We start from the raw sequence: 18,932 nt of genomic DNA, 5'->3' as shown, positions 1-18,932 counted from the left end.
TAAAGCAAAGGGGCATTGCGCCCCTTTTATTAACTACACTGACTCATGCCTTACTGACTTTTGCTTTCTAAAACTCACTGGCCTTTCAATAAATTTATACGACAAGTAGGCCAACCCGATGGAGATAACGCACGACAAAACAAACCTTGGTAAACCGTCAGGTACACCAATATTTTCAAGCCGATTTCCTATCCCACCATTCATTAGTGTGTGGATAAGATAGAGAGAGAATGATATCTCCCCCAAAGTAATAAAGAATCTCGGCGTGTATTTCGTTATGATCTCATCATTTAAGACTACAGCAATAAACAAAATTGACAGATACCACCCTGACATCGTTAGTCCATGACCCAGTAATGGTGTAAAGAAAACGAAGTAGCCTGTAACAACTATTGCAATAACTAATATTACCAAGCGTAACTGACTATTTAATTTTTTTGTATAGGGATAGATAAGACCAAACCCAACGCCCACCAAAAACTGCCATATGATAGGGTTGGTCATTAAATTCAAGTAAGCTGAATTGAATTGATAGCCACTAACTCCTAAGGTTGGTGATTGCCCTGCTAACATAGGAAAAACAATAAGGCTTAACGAAAACACGCCAAACAACAGTAGCCATCGGTATTTTGATATCAGACAAACTGCCATCACCAAGTAGAAAAAAACTTCGTAATTCAATGTCCACCTAATACCATAGACACCACCATCATCTACATAGAAGGGAGAATTATTGGCATCAATTGGGGAGAAAGTGAGTGCGCTTGCAAAATTACTCACTTTCTCTGGGTAATGGAACGTGCTCATGGCCCCAGACAAAAGGAAAGTAATTAGCAGGATAATAAAGTAGGCTGGAAGTATTCTCCTCGCGCGGTGTTTCAAAAACACCCCTGTCGCCGATAATCCTGGTTTTAGTTTCTTCGCTGAAAGCGTGATAACAAACCCACTTATTATGAAGAAAACATCAACACCAATAGCCCCCCAGCCGAATAACTCATCTCCTAAGCCAGGATAGGGAAGATTTATATTCCATCTAAAGTGAAATAACATGACAAAAAGAGCAGCCAGACCTCGAAGAGCCTGAACACTATCCAACCTGCTGTTATTCATACAAATTAACCATGACTGCAACAAAGAGTGGGAATACTACCAAATGGAGGAAGGCAATAGCTATCATTTTGCGCATAGCGCAACGGCACGCATACAACCTCCTGCATCACCGGGAGGTGAAACACGCCAGGCATTAATATATGGGTCAGAACTCGATGTGTCTGGTGAATTTCTACCTTGATCCCAAGACCAACGGGTCATTTCCCATCCACCGGATAATAGCTTATAGCCGCTGGGGCAATAGGCGATTGATTGACCACTCTTATTATCGCATTTACTATCACCGAATGCGTTTACGGTCTCCGTGATTGATGATGTTTTCCATACAGCATTGACACAAGATAACACTGCCCCTGCTGAGTTTCTGCCTTGCAAACCATTAGGAGAGCACCCCTGCCCTTCTGTCGCTACACCATCCAACTGTAGATATTCACCAACCGACGCCCTGCCATCTGCCCGAACGGTTCCACCTTTAAGCTGCCCGCTGGTATAAATCCCCTTGCCGTTAACCGATTTAATCCAGTCATTGTCATCCATGTATAACCCACCGCCATGGTCTTCATTAAGCCAACCTTTACCATGTTTACTGATGAGCCAACCAGTATCACTACGCACATCCCCGACAGCCCCAATCCAGCCCCCGGACCAAACCGAAGTGTTGGCTGCGAGACGATTTGCCGACATATCCGCAGTCGCATAGACATTCTGACCGTTGACGTTTTGCTTGAAGTTACCCGTATTTGCATCAACGACATTTGCGTTATTCAGGTCATTAGCCCCCATATCGATCGCAGTATGCATCTTGTTGAGGTCGGGACGACCGTTAACCTGAAAACGATACAAACGATCACTTTCTTCCGCTCCTCCAGCCAATACATCAGACGTCAGATAGGCTGCCAAGTGACCACTCTGCCCGCTGAGCCCCAGGCTAGAAAGGTTGACCTGCCAGCCACCGCCGGCGCCATTGGCCACATTCACTGGTTCGATATATCCCCCCAGGCCAGAAGTGTTCTGAGCGATATAGCGTTGGCCCTTGAACGCAATGTTTTGACCGCCAGCGGTCAAAACAAAAGCGACCAGTTTGTCGGTTTGCGCAGGATTGCGTGTCACAGCAAGAATATAGGTTTGGGCGTTATTGTTAGTCAGGGAAAAACCCGCCGGTAAATACCCTTTATCCCTTAGGGTCTGCCCGGTTACCGTGACGTTGCCGCCCCCTTTGACCTGATTCAGCAACGCATCGTAGTTATCTTTGACGTATCGGCGTGCACCCTGACTCACCGTACTCAGGTGTGTGGCTGTCACGACCCAGGTTTGTTCCTCTATATAGTTGGAATATCTTTCCAGTCCGATAGGGGCAGCAATTAACACAATCCCCAGCACGATGGCCAATGAGATCAACGATACCCCCCGGTTGATACGAGGGTTGGCAGCTTCAGCAGTCATAAAGCACCTGATAGGGTCAATTGAGGAAAGCTTCCGGCCAAGGCCGCCAGTAAGGCGAACAGCCAGGGAGCATAAGGTTGAGCCGTTTTTTTCGTCAGCAACGCACCGACGATAAACAGCAAGAAGGCACATCCACTCAGCACGCTGGCCAATCGCCAGGGAAACCAGGCACACAGCGCGGCAATCAAATGCACATCGCCCAGGCCAAACCCTTCTTCACCCCGCAGGCGTTTGGCGCCGTAGTGAAATGCATAGAGGAACATAAACATGCCGATGCTACCTGTGAGCGCCTCCGTCAGGGTGATCGTACTCCCAGGCAGAAAGGTAAACAGCAGACCAGTCAGCCAAAAACCGGAGGTATACCGCAGCGGTAGCCAGTAATTGCGCATATCAAGCAGTACCATGGGAATACCCCACGCAAACAGCCCCAGAATTTTGACCGTTCCTAACCAGGGGAAACCCGCGAGTGCTGTCGTTGCGATCAGGACAGTACCGGTACCGGCGAAAACGATTGTGACGCCCCTGACCTGCAGTCGGGTGAGTGGCGGGCCATCATGCTTAAGCAAGAATTTTTTCGCCCCATGAACCAACGGTTGGGCACCAATGCACAACGTGGCGCTGGCGAAGGCCATCAGTAACGAAAACTTCAGGAGATACAGGGTCATCAGGCTGCACCTCCCTTAAGTTTCATGTACATCGCATACACTTTCCGCGCATAAATCATGCGCCGTGGACCGTTATTGTCAGCAAACCCGGCATTGTAGGAGCCGAGGCATTGCCAATTGACGCCGCATTGCTTGAGATGCTTTGCCAGTATCCAGGCCCCTATCTGTACGTTGAGACAGGTATTGGTCAGCAGGTCCTGCTCACTTTGAATAATGCCCAGCGCACGCAGCTGGGGAATGTGTCGGTCATTAATCTGCATCAGCCCGAAGTCTCGGCTGGTGACCCGCCCTTTTTTATCGCGATTATTGCCGATAGCGCGTGGGTTAAGACTGCTTTCAACGGTGGCCATTGAACGCAGTAATAAGGGATCGACTTTATAGCGGGCGCCCGCCTCGTTAAAACAGAATGCCTGTGCCGGCAGCGATAATAATAACGCCCCGCCCAGCACCAGGCAGGACAAGGCACGTTGAAAAGAAAACAACATAAGAATGCACTCCAGAAGGAGGCCGGCAACAGGACGTTACCGGCGGGATGGGCATCAGGTGTTGCTGGTGAACGTGAGGGTGTTTTGACCAACGGAGCCTTTATCTGCAGTGCACTGTGCGCCAACGGCGCTCGCCGCGATTGCACCATTAGTTGACGTACCATTAACCATGGTGGTCACAACACTCGGCGCCGCACTCAGCTTGGTCGCCAGAGTAATACACGCTTCCTGTGGAACCGCCGCGTAGGTCAGTGAGAAGGAGGACTTCTGACCGCCGGCCGTCGCAACGGGTTGCACGGTGACAGCCCCACCCCACAGGTTTTGCAGCTTGGCGCTACCGGAGGATTTTGTCCCGACAACCGTCATATTGGCCGGCGCACCACCAAACTGGATAAGTGCACCGGTCATGGCATCAGCTGCTGCGAAGTTATAGATGCCAGAGGTTTTCAGCATACTGCGACTGTTAGTCAGCAACTCTGCGGCATTGTTGTATTCCGTGCTGGCATCATTTTTGTTAAACAAACCGCCGCCCTGGGTAATCGCGATAGCTAATACAACGAGGACGAGAACAAAATAAATGGCCGCTTCAAGCAGGGTGATAACCCCACGGTTGATAGCCGAGTGAGGAGTTTGAGTCAGTTCCATTACTGTTTCCTTTAGGTTTTGTGGAGAGTGGGCGGCTTAGCGTGTGCCCACGAGGTCGTTGAGGTTTTGTGTGGCCAGGAGGATCAGGATCATGTAGCCAGCGTTGGTGCCCAATGCGATGTAAGAAAGCAAAGACGCCGTCCGCTTGATCCGGGCTACGGTTTGCACAAGCCAGGCCCGTGCAAAATTTTCAATAATCATTTCAGCGTTATCGCCATCAGTCAGCAGGACCAGTTTGTCGATAGCGCGTGGGGAGGGAAATCCGTAGCCGGCATTGCGTAATGCCAACCCCAGGTGGTCACCTTGCCTAACCTGACGCTGGGTTGCGGCCAATCGCTCATACAACCAGGGCGGTGCATAGCGACTCAACATCTCGATAGCGTCTTCCGTCTTCACCTGAGCACGCATCAACGCACTGAAATTCAGCAGGAAGCCCACGCCAAGCACATCGCGATACACGCTCCAGGGCAATAAACGGTCCAAAACATGCTGTCGTATTGTTCCAATCAAGTTCGGCATCGACCAGACAACGAACCCAATCAACAAGATCACCAGCCCACTGAGAATAATTGCATGATTGACAAAGAACTCTGAGATGGCGCTGAGCCACCACAGCCCCCCAGTCCAGTTTTCTCGGGAAGATAATGACTCCAGACGAGGAAGAAAGTAGACAGTCACCATCTTCATCATGGCGAATGTGGTTGCCATCAGCAGCATCGGGTAAGCCAGTGTGGAAACCAGTGCTGATTTCATATCCGACATACCCTGAACCACGGTGATCGCCCGATATAAGGCGGCAGCCAAGTTACCGTCCTGGACACCGGAGCTGAGGATGGCGGCTTCTTGTCGGGGTATCCAGGGCGCCAATCCCTGATCGACTGATCTGCCCTGACGCAATGCACTGAGCATATCCTCCAGACAATAGACCACCGGGGGGCGCTTGTTCCCGTAGCTCCCTATCATTGAATTGATGGCTTTTTCTACTTTAAGGTTATTGTCGAGCAGGAAAGCCAAATCCTCGTAGAGGGTCAGTCGGTCGGCAGTGGAGAAGGTCTTTTGCGCCAGCCAACGGCCTAAGCCCTCATTCATTTTTTCCGATGACGGCACTTTCCCCCGCAATGCCGTCAGACGTTCGCGCAAGCGGGAAATCATGATGTGACCTCCGGGGGTAGCAAGGTCAGACTGTCCTCATCAAGCGGACTGATGTAATCCGCATCGATTGGGTCGACCAGCCCAGCGTTGAGATAACGCAGCAGGTGCTGACCGCGAGTAATGCCGCCCAGCACGTTCACCCAATAACTGCGTGCGGCGAGCTTGCCCTCATGGCGAAACAGCTCCATGAATCTGGCATCGGGACGAATAACTTCAGCAATGACACGCCGGCCCGTCACGCCTTTATAACAGTGCTCACATCCCTCCGGATGGCGAAAGGCTAACGTCTCCACGCGGCAAAAGCGCTCAAGTAACGCTTTTTTCTCTTCTTCCAGGCCGTCACTGACGTCACTCCAGCTTTTCTTGCAGTGCGGACACAGCAACTGCACCAATCGTTGAGCGATTAAACCGATCATGACTTGAGGATCGGCAACCTGGCCCATAGGGATACCCAACGTGTCTGTCAGGCGGTCAAGAATGCCGACAGCGTCATTGGCATGCAGTGTAGTTTCCACCAGGTGGCCGGACTTGGCCGCCGTCAGTGCAGATTTAACCGAGTTGGCATCACGAATTTCGCCGACGACCATGGCATCGGGGTCTAGGCGCAACGCAGCAGAAATAGACCGAACCCAGGCGCGGCTAACCGCATCCGGATCGTTTTTATCAGCAATGATGGGGGTCTGTACCGCCCCCAGAATCAGTCCCTCAGGCGGATCTTCCAGCGTCATCAGGCGTTTTCGATGCCCGGTAAAAGACAGGTACATTTCGCTGAACGTGCGCAGGGAGGTACTTTTCCCTGAGCCAGTCGGCCCTGAGAGGATAATGACGCCCTCAGGGCGTGCCAGCATGCGGCGAATGAGCGTTTGCTGTTCCGGTAGAAATCCCAGTTCGTCCAGCGTGGGTGGGGCCTTTCCTTCATCAGGCAAAATGCGCATCACCACATACAACCCAAATTCTGCCGGTGTGTGCGCATAGCGTGCGCCGAAAAGCTTAAGGCCCTGCAGGAACTCTTTGCGCACCCGCCCATCCTGAGCGCGATTGGGATTAAAACTCTTCTCGGCCACATCGCACATGGACATCACAATCGTCGACGCCAGCGTCATTCCTTCGGCGCGATCCAGCTGAGTCACTGTTTCGAGGTCGCCGTGTACGCGAAATTGCACCACGGTCACATTGTTCATCCCGATCAGCAGATGAATATCACTGGCACCTTTCTTCTTGGCTTCCCGAAAAAAACCGATGATTTTCGCCTGTTGAGCGGAATAATCGTTAGCCTCGGGGTTGTCGGTTACCTGGCTTTGCTGCAATTCTTTCAGCTTGTCGAGCTGAACCCGCTTAACCTGCAGTCTGGGGTAATTCTTATACGCACCGGCAATCTCTGACGTGACGGCCAGACTGTTATTATGCGCGTCAGACACATACAGCGTCGGGGCGTCAGAATTGGCCAGGTCTAAATGGATATAGGTTGAACCACGTTTCTCATACATATGGGTTACCCCGCAAAGGAAAGAGACACCAGTGTTTGGTTCTTCCCGGAGACCACGACTTCATTGATGTTGATCCGTTTAACAACGAACTCCGTACCCGGGATACGATTCCCCACCTGCACCGTAACCTGATTGCCGTTGCTGAGTGCCAGCACGGCCGTGAACCCTTTACCCGCGCCGGTGATCTCCACAATCTGCGGTGGAGCAGCATCTTGCACCGCGCCCTTGACCTCGGATTTGTTGTCCTGAGAAGGTGGCGCTGGGTTGAAAGGCTGATCCAGTGCACGGTCATACCCGTTCTTTTGCAGTTCATTCAGCGCCTTGGCCCTGGCCAACTGGGCCTCATACAGCACTGTCTCTGCCTGGATGGCTTCCAGTTGACCCAGATTTAACGCCCGCCCAGCCTCTGTGCGGGTGAACGTGGTTGGCAGGGGAATATCGGCTGACGTCGGCGGCTTCACCGACTTTTCAGCCGAAGGTGTTGCAAGTGGAGCCGCCGGTATGTCAGCGACAGGCGCGGCGAATACACCGGGTGCGGTCAGCACCAAGCACAACGCCCAGGGTGTTACCCAGGATTTAACGGTTGGCATACAGAAGTCCCTCAATGGTGTATTCCAGACGGTTGTTCTTGAGCGTCGTCGTGATACTGGACGCCCTTATCCCGCTGCTGTTGAAGCGCGTTGGCGCAAACAACCTATCGGGCGGAATGTCGGTAATGAACGTAAAGCTGTAGGTGCGCCATGGCAGGCTTTGTACGTCGCCCTGCGTTAACTGCGTGCTCGCGTCCATTTCGCTAAGGCGCAAACGCGCATTGATACGCTGGGCATAGCTGGTCAGGTGCTGGATTTGCTGGCTGCCCGGGAGCAGCGTTTCGGGGTATTCAGGAGGAGAAAGCGACACCGGTAACGCAAAGGATGCGTCATCCGCGCTGCCGGGAATATTAAACACCGGTTGAATATCTGCCCCATAGAGAACGGGCAACCGCAAGGCAAAGTCCCCCACAGTGCCCCCGTTCGGCAAGGTATAGTGCAGCGTGATCTTGCCGTGAGCATCACACGTCGCCGTATTGAATACCCAGCCGGCAATAGAAATCTGCGCGTCTTTCCACACGCTACTGCAGGCGCTGAGCATCGGCGGGAATCGCGGTTGCGTTGCCCAGGGCTTCAGGTTGTCGGCCGGAGCTTGTTGCTCCAGTTGTTGTCTGGCCATCAGCGCCGCCTGAGCAGCAGCAATACGCGCCTCTTCCTGATGCGTCTGCCATGTTGAATAGCCGGTATACCCTACGCCCAACGCCATCACCGCAATACCCCACAGCCACAGCATCTGCGGATTATGGGTTTTACTCAGACGGGCACGTCGCAAACCGACCTTGTTGTCGGTCAGTGTCGAGAGCGCCTTATCTTCGGTGCCTTGTTCGGGGAAAAAGCCGTGTGGGGCATATATCGTCCAACCCGTCGCCGGCGCAGAGGTGATTTGCAGAAAATTGGACACGGCTATTCGTATGGCCGCGTCATCACCCACGATATCGCCAAACGGTGACAACATGCCGTCGCTGACAGCCACAAACCAGTATTGGCCATCCGGTAACGGGAAAACACCGTAACAGGCCTCTGGTAATGCCGGCAGGACGGCTAACGCCATTGATGCCAATGTATGTCGACCGCCTTTTCGGCGCGTTTTGTCCGTAAGGCTGACGGTGCCAAGCAAAGTGCCTTGCGCCTGACCATCGCCGGTAGGTAACGCCGCCCAATGTGTGGCATGCGCTTCTTTAGCACGTAAGCGCATGCTGCGGCGCCCACGTAGCGGCAGATACTGCCAGTGCAATCCGGCAACCAGCCAGGCACTCCCATTCTGCAACGTATAGGTAGTCTGTTGTTTCATGGCTTATCCCAAAATGACTGGAGTGATAAGAATGACCAGCATGGTTTTGTTGTTTTCACCGTTGGCACCGCCACCGAGTCCGAAGAAGCGGAAACTGCCGACACCCTGGCGGTTGGCGGTATTATTAAGAGACTGATAACCACTCAGCACCAACGTCTGGCCGGATTGCATAATGACGCGCTGCGTAAACGTCTTGAGTCGCGTTTTCATGAGTTCGACCGAGGTGTTGTCACTGGTGAACGTGCGCATCGTCGGGTCATCCGACATATTGATTGCAAACTGCAGCTGCATTTTTGGCGACTGGGGCATCAGGAACGGCAGCACCGTCATGTTGAATCCGGTGGTGATGGTTGATTTGGTGATGCTGCTCGATGAGCCGACGTTAGCCGTGTTCTCTGTGGTCACGTTGGAGGCATAATCCTGCTGCAGCGCAACCTGGATGGGTACCGCTGACAGGTTAGTGGTCATGCTCGAGGCTTCTGTCATCACGCTGACGTTCGCCTGCTCGGACAAGGCTTTGATAAAGGCCTTGGTGCCTGCCCCTTTACCATCCAGTATGGAAATACCGCCATTCAGGGCATCGGACGAAGCCCCGGTGAACGCATTGGTCAAAGACAACCCGACGCTGCCACTGTTGAATACAGCGTTCCAGTCAATGCCGTACTGATCCTGAGTACGTTTCTCAACGCTGTAGACCTGGACGTTGAGCACCACCTGCCGGTTAAGCTCTTTATTACGGTCATCCAGATAGCGGCCTATCTGCTCAAGCACACGCGGTGTATCCGTAACCGTCAATACACCGGCGGACAAATTCATGCGCCCGGTGCCCGGCGTCAACATCGACTTGATGGTATTAGTGACGTCCTCGTACAGGCTCGACTTGATTTCCATCTCAGTCGCCTGTGAGGTATTGGAGTCGCCACTGAGCCCACCGCCGCTGCTGTCGCCCGTAGCCCCCATCGATGAGGTGGTGCCACTCACGGTTTTTGAGCCAAAGCTCGCCTTACTGTCCATAAACATGACCGGGAACGTCCGGGTGTCGAGATAGAAAATGGCGATCCGGCCTTGCTCATAACGCCATGACAATCCCAGGCGCGTGGTGACATTGTCGAGCAAACCGCCCAACTCCCCCTGCCAGAACACGCCCCTGAGTGAAGTACCACCGGTAACGGCCGGTGCAGCTCGGGCGGGTGAACCACCCAACGCAGCCAGAGGCACCATCCCATTAGGATCTGGCGCAGGAACGGGGCCACTGAGTTGCTCAGTTTTGCCCCCTGTCGGCGCCAATATGGCCTGCGCATCGGGTGTCACCACCACCGGCAACCGGCAACGTTTACTGATAAAGGCGCTCACTTCCGCCAGCGTGATACTCCCAGGCCGATTGATAGCCACAGCACAAGGTGGCAGTAAGTTATTGCCGCCTGACTGGGTATTTAACGGGTAAGGGTTGATCCATTGAGAGGTCAGATCACGTACCACAGAACCCTTTTTAAGGGCATTCAGATGCTTATCTGCCTGTTTTTCGTCTTGCGAGACGGTGTTGTCGATCTTGTCGATGCGCTCAAGCGGCGCACAGCCGGAAAGCAGCAAACACAATGTTGCCGCCAGCCCGGTTAAGGGGAGGTGTTTTTTCATTTTTAACCTTACGGTGAGGAGAGATTAGTTGAGGTACACCAGGCTGCCGTCAGCAATGCTGGCCGGTACATTAACCTGCATGTCATTGCCAAAGCTGTCGATCAGACGTCTTCCTGCGACCTTTCCAACCAACGCTGAGTGCCGACTCTGTGCCAACAACGCGGCCATCAACCCTGGTTGATCCGGCTGGTAGACATACACACGGTCAGCCTGTAGCACATTGTGTAATTCAGGTAGGGGTGACCAACCGAAGGCGCTATCAGGGATCACGCCGTCTTTTTGCGAAGGGTTGTTATAGCGCCAGTCATTGATGTCATTGATATAACGGACGGTTTGAATAGCGCGCTGGCTCAGCGTGCTATCCTGCATCTGCGCACCTGTTTGGTCATGGGGTGATATGTTGACCCATACCAGAAGCCCCAGAAAGACCGAGAGCAACCAGTAAATCATCGCACAACTCCCCAAATCAGAATCCAGAACACAGCGCACAGGACTATCACGCCGATGTTCACTTTGCCGCGATAACTCATTCGAACCTCCAGAAATTAAGGCTGCGAATGCAACCTCTTGAGCAGAGGGGTATGGAATCTACTGACTGACCATCAGTGGATTTCCTTGTCGTCAACAGAAATGACGCACTGAGCATGGCGAATGCCGGCATACAATGGCACTTTCGCCGTACCGTACAAGGTAAACAGGCTATTCAACGCATCACGGAAACTCCCTTCAAATTGGAGCGGTGCATCGATACGGTAATTTGCTGATGTCAGCCAGGCGACCGTCCAATTGGCCACGTCTGGAGTAGAGCACTTCTCAGCGGCGGCCCAACTGAATAGGGTATCTTTCAACGTGCTACCCGCCTCGATCCGCCAGACTTTCGGCTTAATAATTGTCTTAGGTAACGTCAGCGATGCGGTGGTTTTAACCGCTGCTGCTGGGGCTTGTACCGATTTTTTTCCACCAAATGGATTACGGCCAGAACTCACAGTTCCCTGCTTATCCGTCATAGCTGGAGCCGTAGATGTTGATACCGCTATTTTGTTTGGCGGCTGGACGGTTACAGCACCCGGGGCAAACTCAGCAGATTTTGCCGCGACGGAAATCCGTTGTGCCTGCCAATCGATCAATGCCACCTTGCCCTGCTGCTGCAGCACTTCATCCAGTACAAACGGCCACTGATCGTTACCACGCCATTGCAGCGATATTCGTGCATCAGGTTTAAGTTCTTGAGAGAAAGAAACTTGCCATCCAGCAGGAGCAATCTGACGTATTGCTTGTCGAAGCGTCGTAGCTTTCCCCGCTCTTGCAAGCGCCAAACTGACCGGGCGTTCTCCGAGATAGCGGATGGCCTGTAAAATAGGCACCGGCTGACCTGCCAATGCCTTGGGCTGAATAGTATCTGGCGGGCGATGCGACGGTGTAGTAGTCGCTGGCACTGACTCACGAGCTGCCGGAGCAGGTTTCAAACGAATTCGGCTAGCCTGAGCCAGATCTGCTTGAGCCCTCTGGATAATCGGTACTTGCTCCTGGATCAACGACGTCACAAATTCTTGTGCCGGAACGCGCGGCGGTGCAGGGGTGCTGATAGCACACCCACTTAACACCACCGGCGCCAAGGCAACGGGGAGGAATATTTTCAATAGAGTCACCTCAATTACGCAGTGGGATAGATAGGTGAAAAAGTCAGACGACAGGCTGAATAACAATGAAAGGGGCTATCACTCGGCAGCCTTGCGGCAAAGAATGTCTGAACACGCGACTGCGCGTTCACAGGGTCTAGAGCGGGAAATTTGGGGGGAGGCTTTTATTCCTGGGGATGACGGTCTGTGCTTTTTCTTTACCTGCACTTTTGTTTCACCTAAATAAAATAATTTGTCGCGCCTAACTCGCTTACGCTTTCTATTTACTTTACTTATATCAGGTTCAACAAGTGTCAATAGCTCGGAAAAATTACATACATACTTTTTCGGTGCGTTTAATTTTCCTTTTGCCATCAACATCTCCTTATCTGAATATCAACAACAGTTCGGGCAAGCCCACTCGTTCGAATGGACTTGCACAAATCTCTTTTGCGTCAGCATCCCTGCTCTGCCAGTGTTGCCTGTTCGCGCCCAGTCCCTCGCGGGTGGTGCTAATCTTCTCTAGAGGCAGATCGTACCTATAGATACATTGCATTTTTGCATAAGGGTCTAAACAGTTACAGAATGCTGTCCGACTTTCCAAAATTGTTAAATAGCGGACACCACCCCGTATAAATAAGGCCACAGGCACCCCACCCCAACGGGTGAATTATTAGTTTCGTGGAAATAACTCATGGGCTAATACCCAAAAATCGCTAGATTCCAGGTAAAAGAAAGCCCTACGGATTAACGCAATGTCTTTTTATTATTACTTAAACATACTAAAAATAGAGTTCCCTGGTGTTGGATCTCTATGTAACGCTACTTGGATTCATCGGAAAGAAAACGGCGACCAGGTACTGCAATATCAGTCACTGTTTTTAGATGATCAGTCAACCGTATTGATGCCTCTTTAACCTTGCTGCGACCAGACCGCTTTGCGGCCTGAGTCAGTAGCCGATTAACATCAGGAGTCATTTCAATAACAGTCTGGGCTGATTTCCACTGTGACTTATCTGTCATTTATTATAATTTCCTACTTCTTCTAAATAATTATGGTGAGAGTAATCCTTTCTCCTAAAATGCGAAACCCCCTTTAAAAGGGGGTTGACATAAATTTGTTACTATGATTTATGAATTTAGTTTAGCTGAATTGAGTCAATGGCGATTAATAACTCAAGATTTAACTTGAGTTGAATCGCTGTTCCCATTGTGGATATCGACGTTAACTGCATTCGATTACACGCCGCTTTGAGTGAGTCTTTGACAGTGTCCTCCGATACATCCCGAAGCTGTGCGATGGTTCCCACAGGAATTCCTGTCGAGTACATGTAAGCGGTGGCCAATTGAGTGAGGGTTAAAGCCGGAAAATACTTGTGTAATGCCTTAAATTGGCTAGGATCGATGGCAGCCATGGCAGCCTCCTGTTCAGGTTGTTGTGGTTAGCTGGTTGTACAGGCCTTCAACCCTGTGCAATCAGCGCCTAACGCAATGATTTACATTAATTATCTCTCTTTACTTTCCATTTACTGCCTGTTGAAGCTCTGTTTAAGGACGTGGTCCCCAATACGAATCCACTGTTGGTGCATCATCCTCGCGATCATCAGCGTGTCGTGATGCTGCCGGGTCGTCATAACCCATCTCTGGTCGAACATGGCGATGCTCCAGAACCTCAGAGCGACCACGCTGCCAATTATCTGTTGGCCGGAACACCTCTTTTTCCTGCTGGTAATTCAGGCGGCATCCTTCGATCAGCACGCGGTCAACGAAATCGTCATCACCCACAATCTCCACACGCTCGCCACTTTTGGCACCGGCAATCTCTGCAGCCAGGTGGTAATTCGCCGTATCGTCGTAATCCTCAAACCCGGGCTTAATCTCAACCTGGTCGCCACGATCTACCACACCGACAACCCCATCCCGCAGATATTCAACTGTACCGTTCCGGTGTAAGCGGGTTGCATGGGTAGACCGTTCAAGCAACGGTGAATCGTCAGCGGCACCAAACACCAATACACTGTCTTTATGTTTATTAGGGGCAGAAGTCCTGGCTTTTCGTTTCTCGCGGTAAGCCCATCCTCGCAGCTGGCTAACTGCGGCAACATCACCCGTTAAGGCTTCGCGTTCCACCCAGGAACGGTAAGATAATGGTCGATATTGCCCAGATTCAAACAGGGTCTTACGTTCCTCTCGGATCTGAATCCGCAACTCAGCCGTCGCCTTCATGCGCTCGAACTCGGCCACGCGATACATCAGCTTGCGCAACAGTGGATCGGGATAGCTGTCGCGAACATTACTTTTCATAGCCTGATAGTGTGCGGCAATTTCCTGATGACGCATCTTCACGTTCAAGTCTGGCTTGACCCATTCTCCGCGATACTTTTGGTAACGCAATTTGAGATCATCTCGTGCAGCAGCACGCTCTTCTCGACGCTCTTTTCTGGCATCACGATCGCGCACATGGAATTCAGGTTGGTAGCGGTTATATATCGCATAGCCGCCCTCTTCCGGGTCACCAGAGTCGAAAGAAGGAGGCCCTTCAAACGGACCGAAATAAGGTTCAAGTCTGGGTTTTGCCAATGTAGGGTGAACATCAGATGCCTTGACCATCATGGTGTCAGGTCGTTCCAGATCGTATATGACCAACCCGCCAGACTGTTCACGCAACCCCAGACCATTAGCATGCATCAAGAGGTGAAAATAATTCCAGCTGGCCGTCTTGTTTTTAATGGCATCAGTTATCTGGGTGCGCGTCTGACGAACAGCATAATGATACAGACTTTCCTTATCAGAAAAGATCTCCCGCTTGGCGGCACCTTGTGGAGCACTCTGAAAACGCCAGGGTGCGCGCTGCAATGTATTATTATCCCCCCACACCCAACTGCCATTGTCTTGTTTGAAACCAAAACGCTTCTCCAGGACACGGCAACACTGTTGCAGCGTATCGGCATCATTCCACATATTAGCTGCACGGTACGTTTCCGGGTTTACACGATTAACCGCAATATGGCAGTGAACATTGTCAGTATCCCGGTGGATAGCGGTAACAAACTGGTGCTGTTCCATACCCAGTTTTTCCAGGCAATGACGTGCACTATCGAACACCTGATCCGGTGTTGGCTCCTCATCCGCTTGCCAGGATAAAATGAAGTGATAGACGGGGTCTTTGCAGTGACGATTTTGTGCAGCAACCATATTCATTTCCGCTGCTGCCGTCTCAAGTGAGAAACAATTGGTTTCGCACTCAACACCCCCAACAATGACTTGCTCTCGCCCATCTGGAAAGCTCTCGATGACCTGCATAGGTGAGAGTTCGTCGCGCCGCTCAACATAATCAACCAGGCGGTCAAAAACGGCTTGGTTGGAGCGGGAAGTGGACTTTTCGATTTTGTCTGGCGTGATAACGTCATCAGGCTTTTTCTCATCCCGCAGACTCAGGTAGCCGACCAGCTTCATAAAGCTGGTGCCGCCATCTCGTCTTTTTTCTGGGATGATAACGTTCATGGTGCCCTTATTCGTTTGCCGGTACGAGATTCAAGTCCAGTGCAATGATGGCCTTTTTCACCTCAACCAACACGTCTGAAAACTGCTTACTCAGTTCCTGAGTCATTTGTTCCTGCATCTGAGTGTAGAGATGCTTTTGCAAGCCACCCAGGCGAAGAAGTTCGTTCATCAACCGTGTATCGGTACGAGTCATGATCTTCCTGTTAAGCGCGGAACGGCGCAGTAGTTCGGAGGTACTAATCCCTGCAGCCTTGGCCTTGCCTTTGATGGCGTCCGCCTCTTCCTCGGTGCATCGAATTTGGATGATGATCCCTTTCTGACGCGACTCGCTTTTCGACATAACTCAACCTCTAACACTCAACTGGGGTGTCGGGGCGTAGCCCTGACCAGGTGTTTTACATTATCGACTGCGTGCAGGCGGTAATGACAAAACATTTCCTGTCCGTCATTTTACTACGTCTATCCTTCGCGATGCGAGTTATTTTTCGCCTGATTAGGCGTCAGTGAGTGGGCAGGCTTGGCCTATCAGGATTGATATGGTTTAATGTGTCTGGTTGGCATTGATGAAAATCACGAGGACAAAATGGCAGGAAACAAATTTTATACCCAGGAACAGCTTGAAGAAGCAAAGCTAACACTTGAGTGTTTGCCCGATTTGACACCAAACAAAATCAGCAGAGCTGAATTGCTCGCTTCACTGAAAGAAAACATCATCACTTTATCTACGTCAAAGGGTTATACAGCAACGGAAATAAAATCCGCATTGCAGACTGTAGGTATAACAGTGAGTGAAAAGTCAATATCTGACATCATTCGTGCATCAAAGTCACCAGCCAAAAAACGAACAAAAACCGCAGTAAAGCCCGAGGCTAAGCAAGCAGTATGAAAATGGCGGGTTTACCCGCCTTATTGATACTTAAAGTGATCTAAGAACAAAACGGATTTCACTCTGTAAGTTATCGTGGCAAAAGAAACCTGAGCTGATCGTAAACAACTTCCCTCTTTTATAGGCATCTACATCAACCCATTCAGGGACTCCTTCAGAAAAAATTTTTCGACACTGCGTGATGGCTTTGTCGATGAGTTCATCACTGTAACGCCGGTCTACTGAAACGTAATGGACACCACCATAAACAGTATTGAATGGACTTTCACTATACTCATAAATATCTTCCATACTGTTAAAATAGCCGTTCTTAAATTTTCGCGTAATCTCTTCAACTTTTTCATTCTGTGGACCATCTTCCCATTTTACCGTAACCGCATCATAATTGGTTTTTTTGACAGAAAATTTCACACCGGGAAAACTCTGTTTCAGTAGCAAACGAATGTTTGCTGAGACTACTACGGCAACAGTGGAATTTTTGTTTTTTTCAATCATTTTAAGATGCGAAAATTCAGGCGAATTTTTTAACCTGTCTACTTCAGAATCAAAAGCAGATTTCATCTCTATTTTTTCTTGCTCTTTAAGTGAATGCATATGATTTACTCCGTGATGAGTGGCGGGGCCATCGCCCCGCAGATTTTTAGAAGATTGGTGTCAATGTTCCGTATGGCTTTAACGGCTGCATGATCTCGTCATAAATCGCACCATCGGCTGTCACGATCACTACAAATCCGGTATCAAGACAACGCCAGCATCTTGAACTCAGTGGTACAAATCGGTAGTTAGTTGAACTCAACGCGACAACCTGCACCGGTTCTTTTTCTATCACCGAATAAATGTCGTAATGCGCATTCTTACAATGCTGTCCAAATTGAAAAGCCGCATCCCATTCACTGCTGGCGTTGCATATGTAGCTGCAATTGCCTTGCATAGCGCCATCGCTTGATGGTGCATAAAAACGAACCACAAAACGCCCGACTCGGCAGGTTTCAAAGTCATTCAGATCACATCTTTCGGAAGATTTTTGAGCAGTGGTGTTGACGTTTTGTGTGTTCATTCTGGTTTTCCTCTTGTCGGTGGTTAATCCATCTCTCGGTGAGTTTCGTCGCAGCAAAGGGCACTGGTGCAACGGCGAACGGCGCAATACCAGGGCAACAACGAAAAGTTTTCTGACCCGCAGGAAGGAAAAGTTTTTGGCGGCGGCGTAGCGTCACCCTGGTATTACGTTGGGCGACGGTGCTACCCCCTGCCCTCTGCGCCGGTACTCGACGGGTGATGGTCACTGACACAAACGTGAGAATGAACACATCCGGCACGCCGGAACGGCGGGACGTCTCTAGCGGTGGTGCCTATAGCGCCACCAGTGAAAGCGGCGCCGGCTTCTGCCGGCAGCGAGCGCTTGCTGTTGACGTTGGCTCTCAGACCCTAGCCGGCAGGCCCGAAACCGAAGGGTTCGGCGAGACTTGTCTGCCGCGTGCGGCTGGCTAGTCGAGTGGGGGTGATGGTCGGGCGCTGGCGACCGGCCACCGCAGGGAGCGCCAGCCCGTTGTGGGTTTATTAAGGCCTGACGAAAGGAAAAAGAGGCGTCAAAGAAAGGGAGAAACCAAACGACAATATCGAACTGATGGGGAAAAGATATGGCTGAATCGGACAAGAAAGGCAGAGATCCGCAGTGGCGCAGCCACAGCAGCCTTTTCTGCCCAGCCGATTTATGGCAGTTGGCATACCCACATTCATGATTGCATCAATGTGCCAAAATGACACATTACCGCCACATTAAAAACAATGGATTGCTTCACCCGCGCCTTCCCCACATTGTCGATACTCGTCCCCAGCAGGGGCAAAGTACCGTGATCGGACATATTTTCCAGGCAGGGGGGTTCCCTGCCTGCCTAGCGTTAACTCACCCTGTTACATGCGGGGTGGCAACATGCCGGGGAACTGACGCGCCACGATATCATTGATTTCATTGACCAGATCGGGACGCTTAAACACGATATGCCCCGTCCCTTTGGCAAAACCCTTGACGGTAAAATATTCAAGATCACACAGCTCACCGATTTTGTTGCCAGTACGGAAAAAATCAGCGTACTTTTGACCCTCTCCCGCTCTGAAGTCCGGTACGGTTTTCCCATCAAGCAGATAGAACGGACGTGCCAGATCATCCAGCAGTTGCTGCCCTTCCCATGTGAAACTGGAATGACCGTGGCGCCATGTGCTGAGAAAGCGCTCCACGATGATTTTTTTCCCAAGACGGCAAGGACTGTTGGTTTTATAATCCCATGACAAGCTGCGGAACACGTCGATCACACCTTGTTCAAAGGTATTTACCTTATCTGAATTGTAAGCGCTCCATCAGCACCGTCTTCCCCTGTATTTTCCTGTTCACGATAATGTCCACTTTCGCGAAAATGGACATT

General features: G+C 51.1%; 20 protein-coding genes and 1 pseudogene. 1 reads left to right on the top strand and 20 read right to left on the bottom strand.

The window, feature by feature from the left end; all coding sequences use genetic code 11:
- Positions 1–33: 33 nt before the first annotated feature.
- The 17 genes from ACGS9J_RS23780 to mobA form a co-directional block, all read right to left on the bottom strand.
- Positions 34–1,110 (bottom strand): acyltransferase family protein, encoded by a 1,077-nt coding sequence (locus ACGS9J_RS23780; RefSeq protein ID WP_442233116.1) that lies wholly within the window; start codon positions 1,108–1,110, stop codon positions 34–36.
- Between the two features lie 63 nt (positions 1,111–1,173).
- Entirely contained in the window at positions 1,174–2,553 is a 1,380-nt protein-coding gene (gene pilV / locus ACGS9J_RS23775; protein WP_410529494.1) for a shufflon system plasmid conjugative transfer pilus tip adhesin PilV, read from the bottom strand.
- On the bottom strand, positions 2,550–3,218 hold the full coding sequence (locus tag ACGS9J_RS23770) for a prepilin peptidase (protein WP_442233115.1): 669 nt from the start codon (positions 3,216–3,218) through the stop codon (positions 2,550–2,552). The genes pilV and ACGS9J_RS23770 overlap by 4 nt, the downstream gene beginning before the upstream one ends.
- Positions 3,218–3,703: a lytic transglycosylase domain-containing protein gene (locus ACGS9J_RS23765; RefSeq protein ID WP_048795524.1), complete on the bottom strand. Its 486-nt coding sequence runs from the start codon at positions 3,701–3,703 to the stop codon at positions 3,218–3,220. Before ACGS9J_RS23765 ends, ACGS9J_RS23770 begins: the two co-directional genes overlap by 1 nt.
- A gap of 54 nt (positions 3,704–3,757) precedes the next feature.
- Positions 3,758–4,348, bottom strand: a complete 591-nt coding sequence (locus tag ACGS9J_RS23760) for a type 4 pilus major pilin (RefSeq protein WP_285097107.1) — start codon at positions 4,346–4,348, stop codon at positions 3,758–3,760.
- Between the two features lie 36 nt (positions 4,349–4,384).
- Positions 4,385–5,500: a type II secretion system F family protein gene (locus ACGS9J_RS23755; RefSeq protein WP_410529492.1), complete on the bottom strand. Its 1,116-nt coding sequence runs from the start codon at positions 5,498–5,500 to the stop codon at positions 4,385–4,387.
- Positions 5,497–6,987 carry a GspE/PulE family protein gene (locus ACGS9J_RS23750; protein WP_442233114.1) on the bottom strand — a complete coding sequence of 497 codons (1,491 nt, stop codon included), beginning with the start codon at positions 6,985–6,987 and terminating at the stop codon, positions 5,497–5,499. Before ACGS9J_RS23750 ends, ACGS9J_RS23755 begins: the two co-directional genes overlap by 4 nt.
- A 5-nt stretch (positions 6,988–6,992) precedes the next feature.
- The gene (pilP, locus tag ACGS9J_RS23745; protein ID WP_410529490.1) at positions 6,993–7,577 is read right to left on the bottom strand and encodes a type IV pilus biogenesis protein PilP; all 585 of its coding nucleotides are present in this window, start codon (positions 7,575–7,577) and stop codon (positions 6,993–6,995) included.
- Positions 7,564–8,868: a type 4b pilus protein PilO2 gene (gene pilO2, locus ACGS9J_RS23740; protein ID WP_410529489.1), complete on the bottom strand. Its 1,305-nt coding sequence runs from the start codon at positions 8,866–8,868 to the stop codon at positions 7,564–7,566. Before pilO2 ends, pilP begins: the two co-directional genes overlap by 14 nt.
- A 3-nt stretch (positions 8,869–8,871) precedes the next feature.
- Positions 8,872–10,503 (bottom strand): PilN family type IVB pilus formation outer membrane protein, encoded by a 1,632-nt coding sequence (gene pilN / locus ACGS9J_RS23735; protein WP_048795518.1) that lies wholly within the window; start codon positions 10,501–10,503, stop codon positions 8,872–8,874.
- A 24-nt stretch (positions 10,504–10,527) separates the two neighbouring features.
- Positions 10,528–10,953: a type IV pilus biogenesis protein PilM gene (pilM, locus tag ACGS9J_RS23730; RefSeq protein WP_410529487.1), complete on the bottom strand. Its 426-nt coding sequence runs from the start codon at positions 10,951–10,953 to the stop codon at positions 10,528–10,530.
- A 152-nt stretch (positions 10,954–11,105) separates the two neighbouring features.
- Positions 11,106–12,143 (bottom strand): toxin co-regulated pilus biosynthesis Q family protein, encoded by a 1,038-nt coding sequence (locus tag ACGS9J_RS23725; protein ID WP_442233113.1) that lies wholly within the window; start codon positions 12,141–12,143, stop codon positions 11,106–11,108.
- A gap of 78 nt (positions 12,144–12,221) precedes the next feature.
- Complete coding sequence (locus tag ACGS9J_RS23720; RefSeq protein ID WP_129942273.1) at positions 12,222–12,497, bottom strand: hypothetical protein; 276 nt, start codon at positions 12,495–12,497, stop codon at positions 12,222–12,224.
- Between the two features lie 447 nt (positions 12,498–12,944).
- The gene (locus ACGS9J_RS23715) at positions 12,945–13,100 is read right to left on the bottom strand and encodes a TraY domain-containing protein (protein WP_242501608.1); all 156 of its coding nucleotides are present in this window, start codon (positions 13,098–13,100) and stop codon (positions 12,945–12,947) included.
- A gap of 161 nt (positions 13,101–13,261) precedes the next feature.
- Positions 13,262–13,537 carry a hypothetical protein gene (locus tag ACGS9J_RS23710; RefSeq protein ID WP_161739308.1) on the bottom strand — a complete coding sequence of 92 codons (276 nt, stop codon included), beginning with the start codon at positions 13,535–13,537 and terminating at the stop codon, positions 13,262–13,264.
- A gap of 133 nt (positions 13,538–13,670) precedes the next feature.
- Entirely contained in the window at positions 13,671–15,626 is a 1,956-nt protein-coding gene (gene traI / locus ACGS9J_RS23705) for a TraI/MobA(P) family conjugative relaxase (protein ID WP_442233112.1), read from the bottom strand.
- A 7-nt stretch (positions 15,627–15,633) separates the two neighbouring features.
- Entirely contained in the window at positions 15,634–15,966 is a 333-nt protein-coding gene (gene mobA, locus ACGS9J_RS23700) for a plasmid mobilization protein MobA (RefSeq protein ID WP_261115682.1), read from the bottom strand.
- A 243-nt stretch (positions 15,967–16,209) separates the two neighbouring features.
- Here mobA and ACGS9J_RS23695 point away from each other — a divergent pair, with 243 nt between their 5' ends.
- A complete protein-coding gene (locus tag ACGS9J_RS23695; RefSeq protein ID WP_368461600.1) occupies positions 16,210–16,512 on the top strand; it encodes a molybdopterin-guanine dinucleotide biosynthesis protein MobC in 303 nt (100 codons plus the stop codon).
- Between the two features lie 30 nt (positions 16,513–16,542).
- On the opposite strand, the gene ACGS9J_RS23690 is transcribed toward ACGS9J_RS23695, so the two are convergent.
- The 3 genes and pseudogenes from ACGS9J_RS23690 to ACGS9J_RS23680 form a co-directional block, all read right to left on the bottom strand.
- Positions 16,543–17,106, bottom strand: coding sequence for an LPD29 domain-containing protein (locus tag ACGS9J_RS23690; protein WP_442233111.1), 564 nt, complete (start codon positions 17,104–17,106; stop codon positions 16,543–16,545).
- A 46-nt stretch (positions 17,107–17,152) separates the two neighbouring features.
- Positions 17,153–17,569 carry a protein TraE gene (locus ACGS9J_RS23685; protein ID WP_442233110.1) on the bottom strand — a complete coding sequence of 139 codons (417 nt, stop codon included), beginning with the start codon at positions 17,567–17,569 and terminating at the stop codon, positions 17,153–17,155.
- An 854-nt stretch (positions 17,570–18,423) separates the two neighbouring features.
- Positions 18,424–18,846 (bottom strand): annotated as a pseudogene (locus ACGS9J_RS23680) (DUF4942 domain-containing protein); the annotation flags it as partial.
- Between the last annotated feature and the right edge of the window lie 86 nt (positions 18,847–18,932).

Origin of the sequence: Serratia quinivorans (assembly GCF_052113645.1) — a bacterium.
In the GTDB taxonomy this organism is placed as follows: domain Bacteria; phylum Pseudomonadota; class Gammaproteobacteria; order Enterobacterales; family Enterobacteriaceae; genus Serratia; species Serratia quinivorans_B.
Note: the sequence above shows the minus strand (reverse complement) of the source record. Positions and strands in the feature narration are given on the sequence as shown.